The sequence below is a fragment of the Bacteroidota bacterium genome, assembly GCA_030706565.1.
Taxonomy (GTDB): domain Bacteria; phylum Bacteroidota; class Bacteroidia; order Bacteroidales; family JAUZOH01; genus JAUZOH01.
Map to the genome: position 1 here is coordinate 1 of JAUZOH010000441.1, position 2,949 is coordinate 2,949.

At 34.9% G+C, this 2,949-nt stretch carries 2 protein-coding genes; both read left to right on the forward strand.

The features are described from left to right. The first annotated feature begins 366 nt into the window (after positions 1 to 366). A complete protein-coding gene (locus Q8907_15320; GenBank protein ID MDP4275641.1) occupies positions 367 to 909 on the forward strand; it encodes an RNA polymerase sigma factor in 543 nt (180 codons plus the stop codon). Further along, entirely contained in the window at positions 899 to 2,242 is a 1,344-nt protein-coding gene (locus tag Q8907_15325; GenBank protein ID MDP4275642.1) for a hypothetical protein, read from the forward strand. The genes Q8907_15320 and Q8907_15325 overlap by 11 nt, the downstream gene beginning before the upstream one ends. The last annotated feature ends 707 nt before the right edge of the window (positions 2,243 to 2,949 follow it).

Consider the following 2,949-nt stretch of genomic DNA (forward strand, 5'->3'; position numbering starts at 1 on the left):
AACATCTACATTTGAATTTATAATATTGCGTCGAACTTCTAATAATTTGGCGCAATGCATAATGCTTCGTATGTTTTCACCCAACTAGTTGAACATGATTGCCGGCTGAATAGAAGCACTTTCGAAGTACTCAGGGTGCTCAGCGCCTCTCTCTTGGACAAAACCCCAATTAGAGAACTCTTCGAAAGAGTCCCCATTTATGATACCGTAGTTTGTAATGAAAGTGAGGTTCAACTTAGTTTTAATTTTTAGTGGACACTAGTGATAGATAAGCACTAATTTCAGATTTACAGCAAAAAAATAAAATTATTTACGTCTTTTTGATACACTTTTTCGTCTTATCAACAAATGCTTTAAAACACAAAAATGGAAGTAGCTAACGGCCGTAGCAAATTAGTAGAACTCGAAAACATAATAACAGAATTTCAGGATCAACTATTCAGATTTGCATTTTTCAGGACTGGATCTTTTGCTGATTCGCAGGATATTGTTCAGGAAGTGTTTATAAAATTGTACCATGAGAATGGAAATTTACAAACGGTGAATAATATTAAAAACTATCTGTATAGGAGTATATCCAATGCATGTATAGATTTTAGCCGGAAAAGCAGAAAATTAAAATTTGAACCTATTGATAAGATTGTCTTGCCAATAAATATGCACGAAAATGAGGCTTCACATAATTTGATTCAAATCGAAGAATATAATCGGTTAAAAAAGCTTTTATCTGAGTTGCCCAACGAACAATCTGAAACAATACGCTTGAGGGTTTTTGACAACCTGAGTTTTGTAGAAATAGCAGAAATTCTTGAAGTTCCTGTTACAACAATTAAGTCGCGGTTTAAATATGGCATTGAAAAGCTAAAAAACAGATTCGCAACAGTAAAGGAGGTGAATTATGGATTGTAATGAATGTAAATTGGAAATAACTAATCTGTTCTATTCAGACATGGAAGAAACTGTCGTGGCTAATGTAATGGAACATATACAACAATGCATTGATTGTTCCATTGAATACCGCAGAACCCAAGAAGTCTTTACAATGCTAAAGCCCAAGTTCCAGCCTAATGCTCCATTGGCGTTGAAGCAAAACATTATTCATCAATTAAAAATGGAGGAGACAAAAATGGAAAAAGAAGTTTCAAAAATAAGAAAAATTAGTTCACGAACCAAGAAAATCCTGAGCATTGCAGCAGTATTGGCGGTAGTAATGATGATTATCCCTATCGTTGACAAAAACAACCTTTTTACTGACAGTACGGCTAAAGCAGCTGGTGTTTTTATCGAAAGCTCAATAAAAGCTACAAAGTTAATTAAGAGCATGGTAATTAAACTTAGGGTGCGCACGGTTGCCCATGATAACTTTGCTCTCGTGGGAACTGAATATGATATGGTTGAACATACGATTTGGGAGTCATTTGAAGAACCTGAAAAATGGCGTGTTGATAAGGGTGATAGGGTTGTAGTATTTGATGGCAAATTCCAGTATTTGTGGTTGCCACAATCAGACGAAGGTATTAAAGGTGGAAGAAACTCTAATTTTATAGAGTGGTTTAAAATACTTCTCGAACCTGAAAAAATACTTATGAAAGAACAAGATGCCACAAAAGTCAAAGGTTCAAAAATTACTATGAAGGAGAAAAATGACGAGTTACTTATGACCATTACTTCAAAAGCAAAGGGCAATTTTATTAACGACTATTGTAAAAATAAATCTATTGAGGAGTCGGACAACCGCCGTGAATATACATTTGATAGTAATACAAAGCTGTTAAAAGGTTTAAAAATATTCATTCTCGAAGGTAAAAAAGAAACGTTAATACTTGAAATAGAAAAAATCGACTATAACGTTCCAATAGATTCGTCACTTTTTACAATAAACTTACCTGCCGGGGTTGACTGGAAGGAACTTAATCAAAATTATAACAGCGAAACATTTAAAAACATCAGTAGCAAAAGGGTTGCAGAACTTTTCTTTGAAGGTTTAGCGAATAACGATTGGAAACTTGTAGAAGAGGCTTGCGATTTCTTTAAAAGCAATTCTGAAAAAATAAAAAAGATAAAGAAAGAATTTGGAGGACTGAAAGTAATTAGAATAGGAGAGCCGTTTAAATCTGGCTTATATCCAGGAGAATTTGTCCCTTATGAAATTAAATTTAAATCGGGGGAAATAAAGAAAATGAATCTTGCTGTCAGAAATGATAATCCGAATAAGGTATGGATTGTTGATGGCGGTTTTTAAGCTATCATCACTAGCGATAATCAGAAGCACATAGATAAGTTCTGTGTGCTTTTGCTTATTAACATTGGAAAACCCTGATTAACAAATAAAAAACAAAGCGCTATAATAAATAGGACTCTGAACGGCCTGCAAGACCCGACGATGAGTCTGTGTTGAACGACAATCGCCGGGCTATGGGCTAGGTACTTAATGAAGTTTATAGATATTTTTGAGAAGTATAGAAAGTATCGGGTACTTTTCCGAGCAGGCTGATTTAGTTCAATTGTAGCCCGCCGATAGACTAAAAGCCTATCGGAAAAGCTCTCACCCCATCCGCCAGCTGACAGATACGGGGCTCGTATACAGCGTTTTCCGTCAGCTGATGATGGGTCAACTTTAAGGTAATATTCGAGCAAAGATTTATAACCGCGTTTGCATAACCGTTCAAGGGTAATGGTCGTAATTAAAATAGGGCTTTGCGCTACAGCCCAGCCATCATATCACCTGCTTACATAAAGTTTATTGTATTTTTATTCATTTTCATGAGCTTACGTTAAGTTAACGCCAAGTTAAAAAAACAGAATATTGCACATTTGAGTATACATTTATCAAATTAATTGTTCATTCTTTTGTGCATTTGGTATATGAAAATTTTTAGAGCTTCGCTCAGAGGTGTAACCGATGTGAATTTCTTTTTGTTTAGACTAGCTAAAATTTATGCCTAAACA